The organism is Duganella rhizosphaerae, assembly GCF_040364205.1.
GTDB classification, from domain to species: domain Bacteria; phylum Pseudomonadota; class Gammaproteobacteria; order Burkholderiales; family Burkholderiaceae_D; genus Rugamonas; species Rugamonas rhizosphaerae.
This window is the reverse complement of the sequence record NZ_BPWK01000051.1, coordinates 1-2113: the sequence shown is the minus strand read 5'-3', so window position 1 is coordinate 2113 and position 2113 is coordinate 1. Positions and strand designations below refer to the sequence as shown.

The window sequence follows — 2113 nt, the reverse complement described above, 5'->3', positions numbered from 1 at the left end:
TCGGACGTCACCTTCGACCTGCAGAAGAACAGCATGGAAGTGCACGAACGCCACGCCGAACCGTGGAAGGTCACGCTGGTCGACACCGGCGCCGACACCCTCACCGGCGGCCGCCTCAAGCGCGTGCGCCAGCACGTCGAGCACGACGAAGCCTTCTGCTTCACCTACGGCGACGGCGTGGCCGACATCGACATCGCCGCTTCGATCGCCTTCCACAAGCAGCACGGCAAGCTCGCCACCATGACCGCGGTGCAGCCGCCGGGACGCTTCGGCGCGATCGACATGGACGGCCAGCGCATCCTGAGCTTCAAGGAAAAACCGCAGGGCGACGGCAACTGGATCAACGGCGGCTACTTCGTGCTCTCGCCGAAAGTGATCGACCTGATCGACGGCGACGACACCATCTGGGAAAAAGGCCCGCTGGAACAACTGGCGGCCGACGGCCAGCTCGACGCCTGGATGCACAAGGGCTTCTGGCAGCCGATGGACACGCTGCGCGACAAGATCCTGCTCGAAGAGCTGTGGGACAGTGGCCAGGCGCCGTGGAAGCGATGGCCATGAATCCGGCTTTCTGGCGCGGCAAGCGTGTGTTCCTGACCGGGCACACCGGTTTCAAGGGTAGCTGGCTGAGCCTGTGGTTGCAGCAACTGGGCGCCGACGTCACCGGCTACGCGCTCGACGCGCCGAGCAAGCCCAGCCTGTTCGACACCGCAGGCGTCGCCGCCGGCATGACCTCCATCATCGGCGACGTCCGCGACGGCGCCGCGCTGCGCGAGGCGATGATGAAGGCGCGTCCCGAAATCGTCATCCATATGGCGGCGCAGGCGCTGGTGCGCTACTCGTACGCCCATCCGGTCGAGACCTACGCCACCAACGTCATGGGCCTGGTGAACTTCTTCGAGGCGGTGCGCAACACGCCCGGCGTCAAGGCCGTGGTCAACGTCACCAGCGACAAGTGCTACGAAAACAAGGAATGGGCCTGGGGCTACCGCGAGAACGAAGCCTTCGGCGGCTACGACCCTTACAGCAACAGCAAGGCCTGCGCCGAACTGGTGACGGCCGGCTACCGCTCGTCGTTCTTCCATCCTGAAAAATACGCCGAGCACGGCGTCGCGCTGGCCTCGGGCCGCGCCGGCAACGTGATCGGCGGCGGCGACTGGGCCGAGGACCGTTTGATCCCCGACATGGTGCGCGCCATCGCCGCCGGCAAGCCGGTGCGCATCCGCAGCCCGCACGCGATCCGCCCGTGGCAGCACGTGCTCGAACCGCTGTCGGGCTACCTGACCCTGGCCGAGCACCTCTACACGCACGGCGCGGATTTCGCCGAGGGTTTCAACTTCGGCCCGCACGACATCGACGCCCGCCCGGTCGAATGGATCATCGCGCGCCTGTGCGAGAGCTGGGGCGCAGGCGCCAGCTGGGAGCTGGACGCGGCGCCGCAGCCGCACGAGGCGCACTACCTCAAGCTGGACTGCTCGAAAGCCCGCAGCCGCCTGCACTGGCAGCCGCGCTGGCACCTGGGCCACACGATCGACATGATCGTCGCCTGGCACCAGGCCCACGCCAGCGGCGCCGACATGCGCGCGCTGACGCTGGCGCAGATCGACACCTATCAAAACACCGCGCATCTTTAAGCGACCATCTTTAAGGCAGCAATCATGAGTGAAGCACAAAGCAAGGAACAACTCCGCGAACAGATCATCAAGCTGGTGGGCGAGTACGGCGCGCTGGCCAGCGTGCCCAAGGCCTTCGAGCCCGGCGTGACGGTGATCCCGCCGGCCGGCAAGGTGGTCGGCGCACCGGAAATGGAACTGATGGTCGAAGCCTCGCTCGACGCCTGGCTGACCACCGGCCGCTTCAACGACCAGTTCGAGGCCAGGCTGGCCAAGCTGATCGGCGTGGACTTCCTGATCACCGTGAACTCCGGCTCCTCGGCCAACCTGGTCGCGTTCAACACGCTGACCTCGCCGAAGCTGGGCGCGCGCGCGATCCAGCAGGGCGACGAGGTGATCGGCGTGGCCGCCGGCTTCCCGACCACCGTCAACCCGATCATCCAGTTCGGCGCGATCCCGGTGTTCGTCGACGTCGAGCTGGGCACCTACAACATCGACGT

General features: G+C 66.5%; 3 protein-coding genes. All 3 read left to right on the top strand.

Translation table 11 applies throughout. The annotated features are described in order from the left end of the window. Positions 1–561 (top strand): glucose-1-phosphate cytidylyltransferase (rfbF, locus tag RUGAMON1_RS32540; protein WP_445234406.1); only part of this gene is annotated, 561 nt, incomplete at its 5' end. Beyond that, positions 558–1634 (top strand): CDP-glucose 4,6-dehydratase, encoded by a 1077-nt coding sequence (gene rfbG, locus RUGAMON1_RS32535; protein WP_445234405.1) that lies wholly within the window; start codon positions 558–560, stop codon positions 1632–1634. The genes rfbF and rfbG, both read left to right, overlap by 4 nt. A 24-nt stretch (positions 1635–1658) precedes the next feature. After that, positions 1659–2113, top strand: a 455-nt coding sequence (locus RUGAMON1_RS32530; RefSeq protein ID WP_445234404.1) for a DegT/DnrJ/EryC1/StrS family aminotransferase, incomplete at its 3' end; no start/stop codon positions are given.